This is a genomic window from Micromonospora globispora, from assembly GCF_003857015.1.
Classification (GTDB): Bacteria; Actinomycetota; Actinomycetes; order Mycobacteriales; family Micromonosporaceae; genus Micromonospora; species Micromonospora globispora.
In genome coordinates this window covers 1-2,986 of sequence record NZ_QGGF01000719.1, presented here as the reverse complement: position 1 = coordinate 2,986, position 2,986 = coordinate 1, and the positions used below count along the sequence as shown (strand labels likewise).

At 71.9% G+C, this 2,986-nt stretch carries 2 protein-coding genes and 1 pseudogene; 2 read left to right on the top strand and 1 reads right to left on the bottom strand.

Annotated features, from left to right (window positions below; translation table 11 throughout):
- Window positions 1-525: pseudogene (locus DKL51_RS32820) on the bottom strand (CAP domain-containing protein); the annotation flags it as partial.
- A 373-nt stretch (window positions 526-898) separates the two neighbouring features.
- On the opposite strand from DKL51_RS32820, the gene DKL51_RS32815 reads away from it, so the two are divergent.
- Window positions 899-1,093: a hypothetical protein gene (locus DKL51_RS32815; RefSeq protein ID WP_007456482.1), complete on the top strand. Its 195-nt coding sequence runs from the start codon at window positions 899-901 to the stop codon at window positions 1,091-1,093.
- Between the two features lie 322 nt (window positions 1,094-1,415).
- A partial coding sequence (locus DKL51_RS32810; protein ID WP_148097923.1) for a chromosome segregation SMC family protein occupies window positions 1,416-2,986 on the top strand: 1,571 nt, incomplete at its 3' end.

Below are 2,986 nucleotides of genomic sequence, written 5' to 3'. Positions count from 1 at the left end.
CGAGGCAGTGCCCGGCAGCGCCGGGGCGGCGGCCACGGCGTCGTCGGCGGACGTCCGGTCGGTCTGCTGGTCGTTGCCCGGCAGCAGCAGGGCACCCACGCCCAGGCTGGCCACGAGGGTGGCCGCGGCGGCGGCCCCACCGATCAGGACGGGACGGGGGAACCGGCTGGGCTGCCGGTGCCGTCCCCCTCCCGATTCGGTGGGGGTCGCCGCCCGGGCGGCCCGGTAGGCGGTCAGGTCGGCGGGCTGCCGGACCGTCGCGTCCAGGTCGGGCCGCTCACCGGGGTGGCCGTCCCGCCGATCGAAGGGGGACACCGGGAAGGGGAGTTCGCCGGTGCGGTCGGGACGCCACCGCTCGGTGGGCCGGTCATGCCAGGCGTCGACCGGCTCGTCGGGCTCGTCCCCGAAGAGGTACGACGACCGTGGTTCCGGCCGATCGGTGAGCCAGGCCGGCGGTTCGTCGCTCGGCGGCTCGGGGCGCCGGGGAGTGCCGTCCGGGTCGATCGGATCGGTCCAGCGGTCCACGCCTGTCGCCTCCACGGGTTGCTTGCGAGCCGGGGTGACGCTACGTGTGGGCCGCGAGCTGCGGCAACGTTCTAAGAAAGAGTTAAGGCGAACCCGACAGGTCGGATGAGGTGTTCGCATAATCCCCGGCGTACCGTTAAGTGGTCCGGACAGAGCGTGTCCGCGCCTAACGGCAGCCCCCCGACAAGTGGACAGGCGGACGTGGAGATGATCTACGGCCTGCCACAACTTGACGAAGCAGGGGTTTTCGGCTCAATATATAGGTGTCGCCAGTCGCGCCCGGCCATGCCCGCATATTGCTGGGGATGGCAGCCGCGAACACCAGGGGCGCGCGTTGGCCGGCCTTTCCGGCAGCGCATATCAAGGAGTCAGCATGGCGAAGGCCCTCTACGGCCACGTAGGTGCAGCGCCGGACCGGCGTCTGCTCGACGAGGTCACCCGACTGCGTGCCAGGGTTCAGGCACTGGAGTTCGAGATCACGCGTCTGCGCGCCGACAATGATCGGCTTGCGGCGGCTGCGGCGGAGGCTGACGACCTCCTCCGGCTGGCCGAGCCCGCGCTGACCTGATCTCCGGTTGTCGGAAAACTGAATCGCACCATCACAAAAACGCGCGCCGACACCGAAGTGCCGGCGCGCCGCTTTGTCCGCACACTTTTTCCGCGCCGTTTCTCCGATCTTGTGGCGGTTCCTGAAATGTGTGAGCGCGGCCCCGGACGACCATTAGTGATCTTGTAGTTCCGCGCACCGCGGCCGCTTCTCACCGGGCAGGACACGACCGGTGTGGGGTGGGTCGCATGCTCGGGTGCCCCCGCCCCCGGGTTAGTCTGCGGGTTCACCAGGTCCGCGCAGCCGGCGACGGTACGGCGGCCACCGGACGAGGATCGAGAAGGTGCATCTCAAGAGCCTGACGGTGAAGGGGTTCAAGTCCTTCGCCTCCGCCACCACGTTGAAGCTGGAGCCGGGGATCACCTGCGTGGTGGGCCCGAACGGCTCCGGCAAGTCCAACGTGGTCGACGCCATCGCCTGGGTGCTCGGCGAGCAGGGCGCGAAGGCGCTGCGCGGCGGCAAGATGGAGGACGTCATCTTCGCCGGCACCGCCGGGCGGGCGCCGCTGGGCCGGGCCGAGGTCACCCTCACCATCGACAACACCGACGGCGCGCTGCCGATCGAGTACACCGAGGTCTCCATCACCCGCCGGATGTTCCGCTCCGGCGAGAGCGAGTACGAGATCAACGGCGACTCCTGCCGCCTGCTGGACATCCAGGAGCTGCTCTCGGACTCCGGCATCGGCCGGGAGATGCACATCATCGTCGGCCAGGGCCGGCTGGACGGCATGCTGCACGCCAAGCCGGAGGACCGGCGGGCGTTCATCGAGGAGGCGGCCGGCGTCCTCAAGCACCGTAAGCGCAAGGAAAAGGCGCTGCGGAAACTCGACGCGATGCAGACCAATCTCAACCGGCTCACCGACCTCACCGCCGAGCTGCGCCGTCAGCTCAAGCCGCTGGGGCGGCAGGCTGAGGTGGCCCGCCGGGCCGCGGCGATCCAGGCCAACCTGCGCGACGCCCGGCTCCGCCTGCTCGCCGACGACCTGTCCACGCTGCGGACCACGCTGGACAAGGAGATCGCCGACGAGACCGCGCTGCGCGAGCGGCGGGAGCAGATCGAGGCGGAACACGGCGAGGTGCAGGCCCGGCTCGGCGAGCTGGAGGCCGCCCTCGCCGAGGACGCGCCGCTGCTCGCCGCCGCCCAGGACACCTGGTACAAGCTCTCCGCCCTGCAGGAACGATTCCGCTCCATCGAGCAGCTCGCCCGGGAGCGGCTGCGGCACCTCAGCGGCACCCCCGACGACGAACGCCCCGGCCGGGACCCCGACCAGCTGGAGGCCGAGTCCCGGCGGGTTCGCGAGCAGGAGGAGGAGCTGCGGGCGGCGCTCACCGACGACCAGATCCGGCTCGCCGAGGCCGTCGAGCACCGGCAGGAGCTGGAACGGCAGCTCGCCGCCGCGGAACGGGAACTGGTCGCCGCCGCAAAGGCCATCGCCGACCGGCGGGAGGGGCTGGCCCGGCTGACCGGCCAGGTCAACTCCGCCGGGGCGCGCACCACCAGCGCCGGCGAGGAGATCGAACGGCTCGCCGCCGCGCACGCCGACGCGATGGCCCGCGCCGAGAAGGCCCAGGCCGACCTGGACGCGGTGGCCGAGCAGTCCACCGAGGCGGACCGGGACAACGCCGACCTGGACGCCCGGCACGCCGAGGCGGTGGCCGTCCACGAGAAGGCGCAGGCGACCGTCCGCGCGCTCTCCGACGCCGAGCGGGCCGCCGAGAAGGACGCCGCCACCTGGAAGGCCCGCGAGGAGGCGCTCGCCCTCGGCCTGCGCCGCAAGGACGGCGCCGGCGCGTTGCTCGCCCGGGCCGGCGAGGTGCCCGGCCTGCTGGGCAGCCTCTCCGGGCTGCTCACCGT